General features: G+C 35.7%; 17 protein-coding genes. 11 read left to right on the top strand and 6 right to left on the bottom strand.

All coding sequences use genetic code 11. From position 1 onward, the window contains the following. Window positions 1–16 precede the first annotated feature (16 nt). On the top strand, window positions 17–748 hold the full coding sequence (locus QGN23_RS08500; RefSeq protein ID WP_282903901.1) for an SIMPL domain-containing protein: 732 nt from the start codon (window positions 17–19) through the stop codon (window positions 746–748). Window positions 749–800: 52 nt separating this feature from the next. On the opposite strand, the gene QGN23_RS08495 is transcribed toward QGN23_RS08500, so the two are convergent. Both QGN23_RS08495 and QGN23_RS08490 read right to left on the bottom strand, forming a co-directional pair. After that, window positions 801–1,313, bottom strand: a complete 513-nt coding sequence (locus QGN23_RS08495; RefSeq protein WP_282903900.1) for a GNAT family N-acetyltransferase — start codon at window positions 1,311–1,313, stop codon at window positions 801–803. Between the two features lie 42 nt (window positions 1,314–1,355). After that, entirely contained in the window at window positions 1,356–1,577 is a 222-nt protein-coding gene (locus tag QGN23_RS08490) for a PspC family transcriptional regulator (RefSeq protein WP_133438939.1), read from the bottom strand. Window positions 1,578–2,103: 526 nt separating this feature from the next. Here QGN23_RS08490 and QGN23_RS08485 point away from each other — a divergent pair. The 5 genes from QGN23_RS08485 (at window position 2,104) to QGN23_RS08465 (ending at window position 5,037) form a co-directional block, all read left to right on the top strand. Then, entirely contained in the window at window positions 2,104–2,634 is a 531-nt protein-coding gene (locus tag QGN23_RS08485; protein ID WP_282903899.1) for a hypothetical protein, read from the top strand. Between the two features lie 98 nt (window positions 2,635–2,732). Next, window positions 2,733–3,239, top strand: coding sequence for a hypothetical protein (locus tag QGN23_RS08480; protein WP_282903898.1), 507 nt, complete (start codon window positions 2,733–2,735; stop codon window positions 3,237–3,239). Window positions 3,240–3,558: 319 nt separating this feature from the next. Beyond that, a complete protein-coding gene (locus tag QGN23_RS08475; protein WP_282903897.1) occupies window positions 3,559–3,852 on the top strand; it encodes a type II toxin-antitoxin system HigB family toxin in 294 nt (97 codons plus the stop codon). Continuing rightward, a complete protein-coding gene (locus QGN23_RS08470; protein WP_282903896.1) occupies window positions 3,830–4,189 on the top strand; it encodes a helix-turn-helix domain-containing protein in 360 nt (119 codons plus the stop codon). The genes QGN23_RS08475 and QGN23_RS08470 overlap by 23 nt, the downstream gene beginning before the upstream one ends. Before the next feature lie 131 nt (window positions 4,190–4,320). After that, on the top strand, window positions 4,321–5,037 hold the full coding sequence (locus QGN23_RS08465) for an AAA family ATPase (protein ID WP_282903895.1): 717 nt from the start codon (window positions 4,321–4,323) through the stop codon (window positions 5,035–5,037). An 84-nt stretch (window positions 5,038–5,121) separates the two neighbouring features. Here the strand turns inward: QGN23_RS08465 and QGN23_RS08460 are convergent, their stop codons facing one another. Beyond that, window positions 5,122–7,194, bottom strand: coding sequence for a protein-disulfide reductase DsbD family protein (locus tag QGN23_RS08460; RefSeq protein ID WP_282903894.1), 2,073 nt, complete (start codon window positions 7,192–7,194; stop codon window positions 5,122–5,124). Window positions 7,195–7,234: 40 nt separating this feature from the next. Next, entirely contained in the window at window positions 7,235–8,536 is a 1,302-nt protein-coding gene (gene tilS / locus QGN23_RS08455; protein WP_282903893.1) for a tRNA lysidine(34) synthetase TilS, read from the bottom strand. 89 nt (window positions 8,537–8,625) lie between these two features. Here tilS and QGN23_RS08450 point away from each other — a divergent pair, with 89 nt between their 5' ends. The 5 genes from QGN23_RS08450 (at window position 8,626) to QGN23_RS08430 (ending at window position 12,716) form a co-directional block, all read left to right on the top strand. After that, window positions 8,626–9,462, top strand: coding sequence for an OmpA/MotB family protein (locus QGN23_RS08450; RefSeq protein WP_282903892.1), 837 nt, complete (start codon window positions 8,626–8,628; stop codon window positions 9,460–9,462). 95 nt (window positions 9,463–9,557) lie between these two features. Next, entirely contained in the window at window positions 9,558–10,205 is a 648-nt protein-coding gene (locus tag QGN23_RS08445) for an O-methyltransferase (RefSeq protein WP_282903891.1), read from the top strand. 16 nt (window positions 10,206–10,221) lie between these two features. Continuing rightward, window positions 10,222–10,932, top strand: a complete 711-nt coding sequence (locus QGN23_RS08440; RefSeq protein ID WP_282903890.1) for a C40 family peptidase — start codon at window positions 10,222–10,224, stop codon at window positions 10,930–10,932. A 48-nt stretch (window positions 10,933–10,980) separates the two neighbouring features. Beyond that, on the top strand, window positions 10,981–11,466 hold the full coding sequence (locus QGN23_RS08435; RefSeq protein WP_282903889.1) for a hypothetical protein: 486 nt from the start codon (window positions 10,981–10,983) through the stop codon (window positions 11,464–11,466). Further along, window positions 11,466–12,716 carry a 3-deoxy-D-manno-octulosonic acid transferase gene (locus QGN23_RS08430; RefSeq protein WP_282903888.1) on the top strand — a complete coding sequence of 417 codons (1,251 nt, stop codon included), beginning with the start codon at window positions 11,466–11,468 and terminating at the stop codon, window positions 12,714–12,716. The genes QGN23_RS08435 and QGN23_RS08430 overlap by 1 nt, the downstream gene beginning before the upstream one ends. A 13-nt stretch (window positions 12,717–12,729) precedes the next feature. Here QGN23_RS08430 and QGN23_RS08425 read toward each other — a convergent pair whose 3' ends face one another. Both QGN23_RS08425 and QGN23_RS08420 read right to left on the bottom strand, forming a co-directional pair. Then, window positions 12,730–13,341, bottom strand: a complete 612-nt coding sequence (locus tag QGN23_RS08425) for a deoxyuridine 5'-triphosphate nucleotidohydrolase (protein ID WP_282903887.1) — start codon at window positions 13,339–13,341, stop codon at window positions 12,730–12,732. Next, window positions 13,341–14,093: a glycosyltransferase family 2 protein gene (locus QGN23_RS08420; protein ID WP_282903886.1), complete on the bottom strand. Its 753-nt coding sequence runs from the start codon at window positions 14,091–14,093 to the stop codon at window positions 13,341–13,343. Before QGN23_RS08420 ends, QGN23_RS08425 begins: the two co-directional genes overlap by 1 nt. Window positions 14,094–14,119 lie beyond the last annotated feature (26 nt).

Genomic DNA, 14,119 nt, shown 5'->3' with positions numbered 1-14,119 from the left:
ATAAAAACACTTCGTAATGAATAAAAATATTATCGCCATCGCCATTGCGGCAGCAGGTTTCATCATCGGTCTTGCATTTTTAGGCAGCGCCATTAAAAATAGAAATAGAGCGGATAATACCATTTCTGTTACCGGATTGGGAAGTAATAAATTTACCTCAGACCTTATTACCTGGAGTGGCAATTTTTCCCGTAACAGTTTCGAATTGAAATCCGCTTACGACGAATTGGCAAACGATAAAAAGATCATTGAAAATTATTTGGTGTCCAAAGGAATTCCGAAAGATAAGATGGTTTTTTCGGCGGTAGATATTCAGAAACAATTCACGTATACCAATGATTCTAATGGATCCAGTCATCAGACTTTTGCAGGTTACCAACTTTCACAAACTGTTTCTATCAACAGCAAAGAGGTGGCGAAAATCGAAAATCTTTCCCGAAACATTACCGAGATTATCAATTTAGGAATCGAATTTACTTCTTCTCCACCGAATTATTTCTATACTAAATTAGCAGACGTAAAACAGCAGATGATTGCCGATGCAACAAAAGATGCCAAACAGCGCGCAGAAAAAATTGCCGAAAATTCCGGTTCAAAATTGGGACATTTGAAAAAAGCTACGATGGGTGTTACTCAAATCACCGCTCCTAATTCCACAGAAGAATATTCTTACGGCGGAACTTTCAATACTTCGGCCAAAGACAAGGAGGCGAGTATTACAATTAAGCTGGAATATGAGGTTGATTAATGTTTTATTTTGCTAAAGTTGTATTTCTACAAAAAGCTTTATCAAAACTTTTTCACAATTGATAAACTTTAGAATGCAGTTCTTCTTCAATATCCTTCACGTTTTCCACGGCAAAATTACTCAGCAAAAATAAATTGATTGAATTCTTGCCAATCCCGTAACTCGGTTGGATATAATCCTCCGAAATAATCGAGAAACCGTTTCTGATGTAAAAATTAATCCTTCTTTCTGCCATTTCACCTAAAGACTTCGGTTCAGATTCTAAAACGATATTGCCAAATTTTTCCTTTAATTTTGCCAAAATCTGCGAACCTAATTTCAGATTACGATATTCTTCAAAGACTTCGAAATGTTCTAAAAAACTGGCGTTTTCTAGTTTCCAAAGAATTAAATAACCGACAGAATCATTATCGTTCTTTACCGCGAAAATAAAACAGTCGGGATTTTTTAATAAGGCGAGAAATTGTTCCTGATCTCTTCGTTCGTCTTCCGGAAAAGTACTTTCGTAAGCAGAATAAATCCTGGAAAGTTTTTTACGCGTTTGCAATTCTTCAAGCCAAATCATCGTATTCGTTTCATTTGTGAAAATTCGTGGGATTCGTATTGTTTATAAATCAAAAACGTTTGGCCGTCGGGTGATAAACATATCCTTAATCCAAAGGGTAAAGGCTAAACCTAAATAAATGAGAAAGAAAACGCCCGCAGTTGCAAAAGTGGAATAGATAAAAAATACCCGAAGTTTAGAAACAGGAATTCCCAGTTTGGCGCCCATTCTTGTGAGTACTCCAAACCATTGTCTTTCCATTTTATGTCTTAAATTATTCAGCATTTTTTTTATTGACTACAAAGATAATTATTTTTAGCGACTGTCTGAATTTTAGCAGCGGTAAGATTAAATGAAAGTGAGGAAGTAACAGCGTTTTTATGAAAAGATTTAGGAATGGTGATTTCTGGTAAGATAAAAGATTGTTTGAATTGATTTCAAACCTTTGCGAGTGCGATTTCGTAGCTTTATCGTAATCTTGGTGATGATGGTTTTTCTAAAAATTCAATCCCATATCCAAAATTAATAGTAATACGAATACCTTTCTATCGGTCAAATGTTTCGGTTTTATTATGGAACAATTTTGGCTCGTTGTTTTATTAATTCGTCGAAAAAATCAACGCAAATAATATGGTTCTGACTTCAATTTTCCTCGGCAGGTTTTGATTCTAATGAAAGACAATTGTTGAATCATATCGATGAAAAGTACGATCAACATTAGAAAAAAGAGATTTTAACCAAATTAAAAATATAATGGGAAAAACTATCTTTCCCAAAAACGCTCTTTCACGAATCTTTAAAATAAAAATCAATGAAAAAATTACTTGCAATCCTTCCATTAATAATTATGTCGTGTCAGAAAAAAGAAGTGGTATCGGAAAACACCGTAAATAAAGATTCTGTCATTCTTTCAGAGCAAAAAACCATTCATAATAAAATGGATTCTGCTGCGAACGGAATTGTGTCTATTGACGAAAACAACGCTTTAAAAGAGTCATTCAAAACAGAAAGAACGGTTGACGGGAATAAAATTATACAGACCATTAATGCTGATCAACTTCCAATACTGCTTTCCGATGAATTCACCACTGAAGATGAGGAGATGGTTGTGAAAATCCGGGATTTTAACCGAAGCCAACTCGCCGGAAAAATAACTCCGGAAAATTCTGATATGAACATCCGTTTTAACCAAATTAAATTGGCGAACGGTGATTATGACGGCCCTTTCGGCAGAGACATAAAATATGATATCAAAGGAAAAGGAGAAATCTGGCTCATCATTGGGAAAAGCAATATGGTGTCCGGTGAAGCCAAAGGAAAATTCACCTTAAATTTAGAATAATCACTTTCAAAATATTTTCCGTTTACCGTTAAGATTTTGTTAAAAGAAAGACTTGGTACAATTTCTGGATATGAGAAATCAATTAAATTACTACAGTTATGAAAAATATTTTTTTATCAGCGATTGTTGCCACTGCGACTCTTGCTAGTTGTTCCACTGTTTCTTCGATTTTGCAGAATACCTTTCCGTATAATGCAACGGTTTTGGTCACTTCGCGATCTCCGGCAAACACCACATTATCCAGTGTTTCTGCGGCACAAAGTATTAATCAGTTAACGGGATCGGGAGCCAATGTAAAAGATATCCGCGTTTCAAATGCCACCCTTTCTGTGAATTCAAATACCAGTGTCGGACTATTCAAATCGGTAAAAGTGTATCTTTCTAATAATGGCAGCAATGAAGTGTTGGTTGCCTCACGGGAAGATATTCCGGATAACGTTGGAAGTTCTCTTTCCCTGGATGTAAGCACATCGGCTACTTTAGACCGTATGATGAAATCGGGCAGCGTTCAGCAGCGGTTGGTGTATGTCTTAAAGCAATCGCCGACTTCAGATATTTCAGTGAAAACTTCGATTGGATTCAGCAGTCTTCCGATTACAAATTAATTTGTTTTTTAGGAGCAACAGGATTTTTACTACTTATGAAATTCGGTCCGGCTTTCACGGCTCGCTTTTTCCTGCGGTTCAGGAACCGCAGAAAAAGAGCTCAGACAAACCCGTTCAATCCGGGCTAGAATAACATTCAGTTATATTTTCAAAATAACCGGCATTTTTGTGTTGGTTATTTTTTTTTGGTAAATTTCTGGCCAGATAAAAATGCAGTTTATCGATATAAATTTCTCCGTTATAAAGTTTATATTTTAGTTGTTACCATATTGGTTACGTTTTTGTATATTTGTTGATGCGCATAATAGCAATTAAGACTTTGAAAAAATTCCGGGAAGATTTTCCACAAGCTGAGCAGGCTTTGTTGTCATGGCATAGAGAAGTCGAAATAGCGAATTGGAAAAGTCCAAATGATTTAAAAAATCAATACAGGAACGCTTCTGTTCTGAATGAAAAAAGAGTGGTTTTTAATATTAATGGCAATTCATATCGTTTAATTGTGGACATAGAATATCGCTTACAAATTGTTTTCATAGTTTGGTTCGGTACCCACAAAAGCTATGATAAAATAGATGCAAAAAAAGTAAATTATGATGAAGCCAATAAAAAGTGAAAAACAATACGATGAAGCTCTAAAAAGAATCTATGCACTAATGCAAGAAGATATTGTGGCTGAGTCAAAAGATTCTGATGAGTTAGAATTTCTTTCTATTCTGGTTAAAGAATATGAGCGGGAAAACTATCCCGTGGAGAAGCCATTGCCTTTAGATGCAATAAAATTCCGTATGGATCAAATGAATATTACTGAAGCAGATTTGTCTGAGATTTTGGGAGCACGTTCCAGAAAATCTGAAATATTTTCTGGCAAAAGAAAGTTAAGTCTTTCAATGATCAGAAAATTAAAAGAAAAACTAAATATTTCGGCCGATATTCTTATTCAGGAATATTAGAAAAACAGGTAACTCATCTACACGTTCGGTTTATCAAAAAGAATATTTCCTAAAATTATTTTTTGCGAAAGTTTATTCTGTTAGCTCATAGAAATGTTCTTCCCTAAATTTGCACTTAGAAATAAGCAATCATGAATGTATTCGACCTTATTATCAATGACAGAGAAGCCGTTTCTTTAGAAGATGTTTTTCTGAATAAATACAATCACCAAAATATTCAGCAACTCATCAAAGAATACCGATATGTTGACGAACTCACCCAATACGGTTTGCCGGTGAATAACAAAATTCTCCTGCAGGGACATTCCGGCTGCGGAAAAACCACGACCGCAAAAGCCATCGCTCACGCACTTGGGAAGCCGGTCATGATTTTAAACCTGAGCAATGTAGTCTGTTCCAGAATTGGGGAGACTTCACAGAATCTTAAACAGGTTTTCGATAAAGCTGCCCGGGAAAAAGCAGTTCTTTTCCTGGATGAATTCGACCAAATCGGTAAGGAGAGAGGAAGCGATGATAAAGATGTCGGCGAAATGCGAAGACTGGTCAATACAATTATTCAGCTCATCGATTATTATCCGGCCAATGCTCTGCTTATCGCCGCTACCAATCACGCCGAAATTATCGATATTGCTTTGTTGAGAAGATTTCAGCTCCGAATTAATTTCGAAATGCCGAACGATTCTGTTTTGGACTCTTACTATGAAAAGCTTTTGAGACCTTTTCCCGAACATCTGAAAAATTTTGACCGATTGTATCATGTTTCCTTTGCCGAAGCGAAAGATTATGCTTTTACGAATATAAAGGCTTTACTGATTGCGAAATTAGAAAAGGAAGAAAAACCACTTTAATAAAAAAAATAACCGACAATCACTGCCGGTTACTTTTATATCAAGACTAAAGGTCTATTATCTATTCTCTCTTCGTCTATAAGTCTATTTTTTCTTCGTCTTAAAATATGCAATCCCACATTCCAGGAAGGCTTTGAAATCCTCTTTCGGCATATATCCGGAAACAGGTGTGTTGATTACTTTTCCGTCAGGAGTTACCAAAACATAATGCGGCTGCGAATTATTATTAAAGTTGATCTGCTGGAACAAACTCCATTTATCACCAATCGTTTTCACTTTTTTCTTTTGTCCGTTCCCCATGTCAACTGAGGTTTGCTCGCTTTCTGGAAGCGCTTCTTTATCATCAACATATAAAGAGGCTAATATTACTTCGTTTTGCAAAATCGGTAAAATATCTGGTTCGCTCCAGACGAATTCCTCCATTTTACGGCAGTTTTCGCAACCGTAACCTGTAAAGTCGATTAACAAAGGTTTGTTTTCTTTTTTCGCAATTTCGATGGCTTTGAAATAATCATGTTCCGGATGCATTCCTAAAATTCCGTCTTTTTCATCATGGAGATAACTCACATTGATTGGAGGCAAAATCCCACTTAGGTATTGCAACTTCGGTCTTTCTCCCGGGAATAATCCCTGAATTAAATAAATGATAAATCCGATTCCTAAAACGCCGATCACTTTTCTGGTCATCGAAATTTTAGCTTTTTTATCATCATGTGGAAATTTGATTTTCCCGAATAAATAAAGAACTAAACCGATTGAAATCAGAATCCAGATCACAATAAATAATTCTCTTTTCAGGAAGAATGTTTTGGAAACCAAATCTGCTTTTGATAAGAATTTTAAAGCTAAGCCTAATTCGATGAAGCCTAAAACAACTTTCACCGTATTCATCCAGCCTCCCGATTTTGGTAAACTTTGCAAAGCCTGTGGAAACAAAGCCAGCAATCCAAAAACAATTGCCCATGAAAATCCAAATCCTGCAAGTGCAAAAGTCAGTAACATCGGAATATTTGCCGAACCGGTAAGCGAACTTCCCAATAAACTTCCTAAAATGGGTCCTGTACATGAAAATGAAACGATGACCAAAGTTAAAGCCATGAAGAAGATTCCGATAATTCCGCCGGCATCTTCTGCTTTCGAAGATTTATTGGCAATCGAACTTGGCAACGTTAGGTCATAGTAGCCGAAGAAACTTCCGGCGAAAAACAGAAAGATGATGAAGAACACAATATTCAACCAAACACTTGTGGAAATTTGATTGAAAACATTTCCGGCAATTCCGTCAATAATATGAAACGGCACACTTAATAAAACAAAAATCAAGAGGATGAAAAATCCGTAAATAAAGGCATCTCTTTTTCCTTTTGCTTTGTCTTTTGAACCTTTAGTAAAGAAAGAAACAGTTAATGGAATCATTGGAAAAACGCACGGCGTCAACAATGCGATTAATCCTCCGAAGAATCCTAATAACAAATACGTCCAGAAATTTTCTGAGTTTCTTTCCTGAACAATTCCACAATCTGTTTGCGGATTTGCGAAATCAATAGAGGCTACTTTTAAACCTTCCTGAACTGCTGGAATTGGAGTGGTAATTGTTGTTTCCTGAATTTCAGTAGTTTGGATGCTGTCTTTATTTTTGCCGGTAATGGTAGTAGCGATGATTTCTTCGGTCGTACTTACTGTTTCGGTCGCCGCAATGGGAGTGATTTTTTGCTCAAATTCTAAAGTGTTCGGCGCAAGACATACGCGGTCGTTGCAGGTTTGATAGGTTATTTCTGCAACGATATTTGCAGGTTTTCCATTGTTTTTAAGTGCAAATTTCTGTTTGAATAAAACCTTGTCAGAATAATAAACGATTTGAGCGCCGAAAGCTTCCGAAAATTCATCGTGCTTTTTACCTACTTCTACGACTTTCCCGATGAGGTTGATCCCGTCTTTGGAACTGAGTTTCATTTCGGTAGGAATCCCGGAATCCGGCGGTAAATCTTTGGAGTAAATATGCCAGTTTTTATCGATTGTGGCGGTTAAAACGGCTTCATATTCATTATTTGGTAATGAGTTAATTTGGTATTTGAATTTTACAGGATCTTTTATTTGTGCGCTAATTCCTTGAAAAAGGAAAAGGACGATGAGGATAAACCAATTTTTAAATTTCATTTTTCACTTTACTTTTTCGGTCCGTTTGCTTTGCCGAACACTATGATTTTACTTTTATGATTTCTGGGCTTTCTTTGGATGCTGCAAATCTTCGGTCCTGGCGCAACGGGAGCACTCCTAAAATATGATCTTCTCCATCGCACAAAAGCCAGATTTTTTGCTGGGCTAAAATAGGGATTTTTTCATCCTTAAAAAATTTTGAGATCTTCTTTTTGCCTATCATTCCGATTGGATGGAATAAATCGCCTTCCTTTTTTCGTCTTAACTTTAAAGGAAATAGGATTTTTGCAGCATTAAATTTCCAGTCCAATTTCCCAAATTCATTAATTTCTGAAAGAACCGGGTCGGGAATCAGGATTTGGTTTTCATCATTTAAAGTCAAAATAATTTCTTCCTTATCCAATGTTTCTATTTCATTTACAATCTTTTTTAAAATTAAGATTTCACGGTCGATGACAAGCTGATATTCACTGGAAATAAATTTCTTACCGGTTTTTGCTTTTCGGATTTTTTCAATTTCTTTACTATCATTAAAGCCATATTTCCGCAGAATTTCAAACCGGACAAAATCACTTTGATTAAAAAAGAGATCTTTCTTCATTATTAAATAATCCTCCTGATGAATGATAATTTCTTTTTCGATTTCTGAAATTTGTTCTTCAATGAAATTTTTGGATTGATTGAGATATGAAATGCTCTTTCCAAAGTTTTCCAGAAAATTTTCATTGACTTGCAGCAGTTGTGGCACGGTTTCGTTTCGGATTTTATTCCTTAAGTAATCATTTTTTTGATTGGATAAATCTTCCCGGAATTCAATCTTGTTTTCTTTAGCAAAATCATAAATTTCTTGTTTAGAAAAACCAAGAAGAGGACGTAAAATATTATGGTCATTCGCAGGAATTCCACTTAATCCTTTAATTCCGGATGCTTTTGAAAGATTGATGATGAAAGTTTCGAGTTGATCATTCAGATGATGTGCGGTGACAATAAAGTCCAGTTTTTGATCCTGTTGAATTTTTCGAAAGAAATCATACCGAATATTTCTCGCCCAATCCTGTATCGAATTTTTGGGCCGGTTGTCTTTTTCGGAAACTTCATAAAGATGAAAAGGAATAGTGTGCTTTTTACAAAATTCCTGTACTAACTTTTGATCTTCATCAGAATCGCTTCCGCGCAGTTTATAGTTAATATGAGCGACTTGAAATTTCAAATCCGACAATCTAAATAAATGGAGCAACACCATAGAATCAGCGCCACCACTAACTGCAAGTAGAAAATATGCATTCCTGTAATCAGCGGAGAGTTCATGTAAAGCGTGCTGAAAAGTCTTTGGGTTAATCAATTTTTAAGGATTTTTTAAGGAATATTTAGCAAAGATAATTCTTCTGTTCAAAATGAATTCTCTATTTTTGAACGAACAAAAAGATTATTATGAATATTGGAAAAATAGGAGCCGTTTTGGGAATGGCAGTATTGATGACTTCTTGTGTAAGCAAGAAGCAGTTTGATGCATTGAATACAAATTACAACCAGTGTATTACCAATGTTGGTGAGAGACAACGTGAGATTCAGGATTTGAAAGGTATTAATTCCGGTCTGGCAAGCGAAAATGCTTTGTTAAAAGGACAAAACGATGCTTTGAAATCTTCCCTCGATGCGTGTTTATCAAATAGTGGAAAAGGTTCTGCGAACATTGATAAATTAATTGGAGAGATTAATTCTTCTAATAAATACATCAAACAGTTGATTTCTACCAATTCTAAAAACGACAGTTTAAACCTGGCCTTGTCAAACAAACTGAAACGTTCTTTGGATAATATCGCAGATAACGATGTTCAGGTGAAGGTTTTAAAAGGAGTGGTTATGATTTCTCTGTCTGACAATATGTTGTACAAAACGGGAGATTATAACATTTTACCTGCCGCACAGGATGTGTTAGGAAAAGTAGCGAAAGTGATTAATGATTATGATACTTATTCTGTATTGATCGAAGGAAATACGGATAATGTTCCATTAAGTTCTAATAATTTACCAAAAGATAACTGGGATTTATCAGCGTTGAGAGCAACATCAATGGCGAAAGTTCTTCAGACAAAATTTGGTGTAAATCCAGCGAGAATTACGGCTGGCGGACGAAGCGAGTATAACCCGAAAACCACCAACGCATCTGTTTCCGGAAGAGCGGAGAACAGAAGAACAGAAATTATCATCATGCCTAAATTAGATGAATTTATGAAGTTAATGGATATTGCTCCAGTAAAAAACTAAATAAATTTCAGGATATATTTTTAGCGCTGTTAGAGCTTCAAGCTCTAGCAGCGCTTTTATTTTAAATGCTTAAATTTGAATTAAATTAATACCCAATGAGTTTTTTTGAAGAAAATTGTCCCGAAATGGACCGCTATTTAGAGAGCCACACCTCGGCAGAGCCCGATATTCTGAAAAGGTTACGAAAAGAAACTTTTCAGAAAACTACGCAGCCCCACATGATTTCCGGTTATTTGCAGGGAAGGTTTCTGGCGCTTTTGTCGAAGATGTTGCAGCCGAAAAACATTCTGGAAATCGGAACTTTTACCGGTTATGCGACTTTGTGTCTGGCAGAAGGTTTATCACCGGAGGGAAAAATAACCACTTTAGATATTAATGAAGAATTGGCTTATTTACCGAGAAAATATTTTAATGAAAGTGAATTTGCCGGTCAGATCGATTTTCAGTTAAAAGATGCCAAAGTTTTTTTGGAAGAAACGGATGCCATTTTCGATTTCGTTTTCATCGATGCTGACAAAGAAAATTATGTGGAATATTTTAATTTAATAAAGCAAAAAATAAAATCAGGTGCGGTTATTTTGTTTGACAATGTTTTGTGGTATGGAAAGGTTTTAGAAGAACATCCAAAACAAAAATCAACTCAAATAATAAAAGAACTGAATGACATGGTTTCAAAAGATGAGAATTTCGAAAATGTTATTTTACCTTTGCGGGACGGACTTCACTTAATCAGAAAAAAATAAAACTTTAGGAATAACGATGAACAAAGGAATTTGTACGGTTTCGGTGGCGGCAATTCGCGCTGAACAATCTCATCAGTCAGAAATGACTTCGCAGCTTCTTTACGGCGAGACGTTTGATATTCTTGAAAGTACAGGAAAGTTCGTCAAAGTTAAAATGGATTTTGATGGTTATGAAGGTTGGATTGATGCACAGCAGATTTCTGATATTTCCGAGGAATATTTCCTTCAAAGAAAAACGGAACTGGTTCTGAATACCGTTCAGATGTATAACACTTCGCAAGGGGCAATCTTATTGTCGATAGGAAGTGAAGTGAATTCTGATAATGCAAAACCTTCATTTTTAAAGGTCGAAACTATTTCGGAAACGGCTAAGCAATTTCTAAATGTGCCTTATCTCTGGCGTGGCAGAAGTTTTTTCGGTACCGATTGTAGCGGATTTGTACAGCTTATTTATAAAGTTCACGGAATTTCCCTTCCAAGAGAAGCTCAGCACCAATCGGAAATAGGAGAGGTTTTAAGTTTCGTAGAAGAAAGTAAACCCGGAGATTTAGCCTTTTTTGAAAATGCTGAAGGAAAAATTTCTCATGTTGGAATGATGCTCGATAATCAGGAAATAATTCATGCCTACGGAAAAGTAAGAATCGATTCGCTGGATTCCACCGGAATTTTTAATAAAGAATTGAATAAACACACGCATAAACTTCGGTTTTTGCGCAGTATTTTTTAAAAAAAATATAATTCTTAATTTAGGGCTCGCTATTTATTTTTAATCATCATGAAAAAACTACCCTTTTATCTGCAAATTATCGCTTTTTGTCTGTTGATTTTCATCTGGGATTATATTTTTATGAATTTTCGAAGTTTGCCTGTGTCAGTTCCTGTGCATTTAGGGTGGGATGAAAAACCGAGCTTTTTTGTGCCTCGGATACTGATCTGGCTTTTTGCAGCAGTTGCTTCTTTTATTTATTTACTGAATTTTTACCTCACGAAAATCATCAATTCTCTTTTATTGAAAATGCCTAATAACAATAAAAAGGAGACCCGAAAGGCAGAGAGAACGCTGAGCGTTTTTCAGCTGATAATCATGTTGCTTTTAACGGTCATTACTTACGAATGTATCTCTATTGGATTAGGCGAAAATGATGCTTTAAGCCCAATTAACAATTATCTAATCGTTGTTCTTTTTTTAGGAGTAATCACCATGGTGATTTATTCTGTTCGGATTGCTAAAAGAACCGGTTCGCAAAACCTTACCCATTAATGTTTTTTTACAACCTTTTCATCCGTTTGCTGATTTCCTTCATGAGAATTGGAGCCGTTTTTAATTATAAATTAAAGAAAGGTTTGGCTGGAAGAAGGCAGAGTTGTGATCTGGTGAAGGCTAAGTTTTCTCCTGAAGATCAGGTAATCTGGATGCATGCCGCGAGTTTGGGAGAATACGAACAGGGACTTCCTGTCCTGGAAAAACTGAAGGATCAATATCCTGATCATAAAATTTTAATTACCTTTTTCTCACCATCGGGTTACGAGAACGTCATTAAAAAAGATACAGTTGCCGACGTGGTTTGTTATCTTCCGTTTGATACTGAGAAATGGGTGAAAGAGTTTACTTCAAATTTTAAAACAGCTATTTTCTTTACCGTAAAATATGATTATTGGTATCATCTTTTAGATGAACTGAAAAAGCAGGGAGCAGAAATATACGTTGTCTCGGCGTTGTTTTATGAAACACAAATTTTCTTTAAAGCCTATGGAGGTTGGTTTGCAAAACAGCTGAAAAAAAATGTGGATTTCTTTTTTCATCAAACCAGACATTCAACTGCGCTGGCAAAAGGAATTGGCTTGAGGAATTCTATGACCACAGGAGATACCCGGTACGACAGGGTTCGCAAGCTGCGTGAGAGAGATAATTCAGTGGATTTTATCACGGAGTTTACACAAGGTCACAAAACGATTGTTTTTGGAAGTTCCTGGGAAGCGGAAGAACGGCTGGCAGAAATTATCGCTTCAAAAAATAAAGACGTGAAGTTAATTATCGCACCTCACGATTTAAAAAGGGTCGCTCATTTGAAAACATTATTTCCGGCGGCAATTCTTTATTCCCAGATTACAGACAAAGAATCTGTACGTTTCTTAAATGTAAAAGTGCTGATTATCGATTGTATCGGATTGCTTTCCAAATTATATTCTTATGGTGATTTAGCGGTAGTTGGCGGTGGTTTTCATTCAAAAGGGCTTCACAATATTTTAGAAGCAGCCACTTTCGGAATTCCTGTTTTCTTTGGAAATCAATACACGAAAAATCCGGAAGCTGACGAACTCATCGCCAGAAATGGTGGGCAATCTTTTGAAGACGAATTTTTTGCTGCTCCTTATTTACTAGGTTTATTAAAAGATGATGCCGGTTTAAAAAAGATGGGAAATAATGCCCGGAATTTTATTGAAGAACAGCCGGTTGCTTCAGAAATTATCCTTGAACAAATTGTGAAAAAGCATCAGCTTAAACAGTAGCGTAAAATTTTTCTCAGCGCAATAATCCTTCTGCCTTGATTCCTTTCAGAATTAAATCAATTTGGTCAGGAATGTTTTCCGGATCGAACCAACTTAGAAATAGTCCGTTGTGTAAAGTGAGATCTTCCAGGCTTTTATTTTTTACAATTTGCTGATGAACCTCTTCAAAAATTTCCCGTAAATCTAAATAATAATCAGGATCTAATTTTTTAGTTAAAACGAAAGAGCGGAAAATTTTATTGAGGAGATAAATGTATAATTTGTAATGATCACCGGTTTTTGGGGCGTGTTTTAATGTTTCACTCACTAATAAAAGCGTTAAAGAAACTTCGCCGAATTTATCCGTCGTAATTTTTACATGTTCCGTTATTTTTGCACTCACTTTTCGAATTGCGGGCAGGAAATATTTGGTTCGTCCGAATTTTTTCGCAGCAATTGAAACTTCTTCTTTAACTAAAGCCTCCATTTGATTCCGTTTATCATCTGCCGTTTCCGGATCGATTAATTCGAAATAAAGCCGATGTGATAAAATCCTATCTTTTTTCAGCAAACGAATAATCAATTTATCTTTTTCCTGAGAGGTAAAATTTGAAATTGCCTCTTTAAATTCTTTCGAATATTCCATTAATTAAAAAATTTAGAGTATTTCATAAAACCATTTAACGCCCAATTTGCAGTATAATACCAGGATTTTAGGGTAGAAAAATGCATATAATCTTTATACACCAGATATTGGTCTTTCATGATATTGGTCTTTTTTCTGGAAATGCTGCTTGCGTGCATTCTGTATTTGGCCATCGTTTTCGGAAGCGGTTTCCCGACTGGGATTTTTTTTAATAAATTCAGCCACATCACGTGATCTTCCCGTTTGCTTCCGGCCGGAAAAAATTCTTTGCCCACTCTTTCAGAGTCGTACATTGAACTTAATAAAGATAAGCGACAGGTTTTTAACAGGTTATCAAAAGTAACCTCTTTGTCCGCTTGAAAATCTGCTATTTTAGGATTCAAATTCTTATCACATCTCGCATAATTGGAATAGGCGAGTTCGGCTTTTTCTTTTTTCATAAAAGAAACCATTTCCTCTAAAAAGTTCGGTTCCCAATAATCATCAGCATCTAAAAAAGTAATGAATTTTCCTGTGGCTTTTTCTAAAGATAAATTTCGGGCAGGACCCGCGCCACCATTTCTTTTTGCGACGGTTAGGATAATTCGGGAATCATTAATTTCCTTAATCATTTTCACAGAATCATCCGATGAACCATCATCTGTAATCAGCCATTCCCAATCAGTAAATTTTTGATTAAGCACTGACTGAATGGTTTCTTCTAAGAAATTTGCAGAATTATAGCACGGTGTAATGATGGAAACTTCGGGCATAGTGTTTTAAAGTTTAATGTTCAAAT

Source organism: Chryseobacterium gotjawalense, assembly GCF_030012525.1.
GTDB lineage: Bacteria > Bacteroidota > Bacteroidia > Flavobacteriales > Weeksellaceae > Kaistella > Kaistella gotjawalense.
This window is presented reverse-complemented; position numbering and strand designations above follow the sequence as displayed.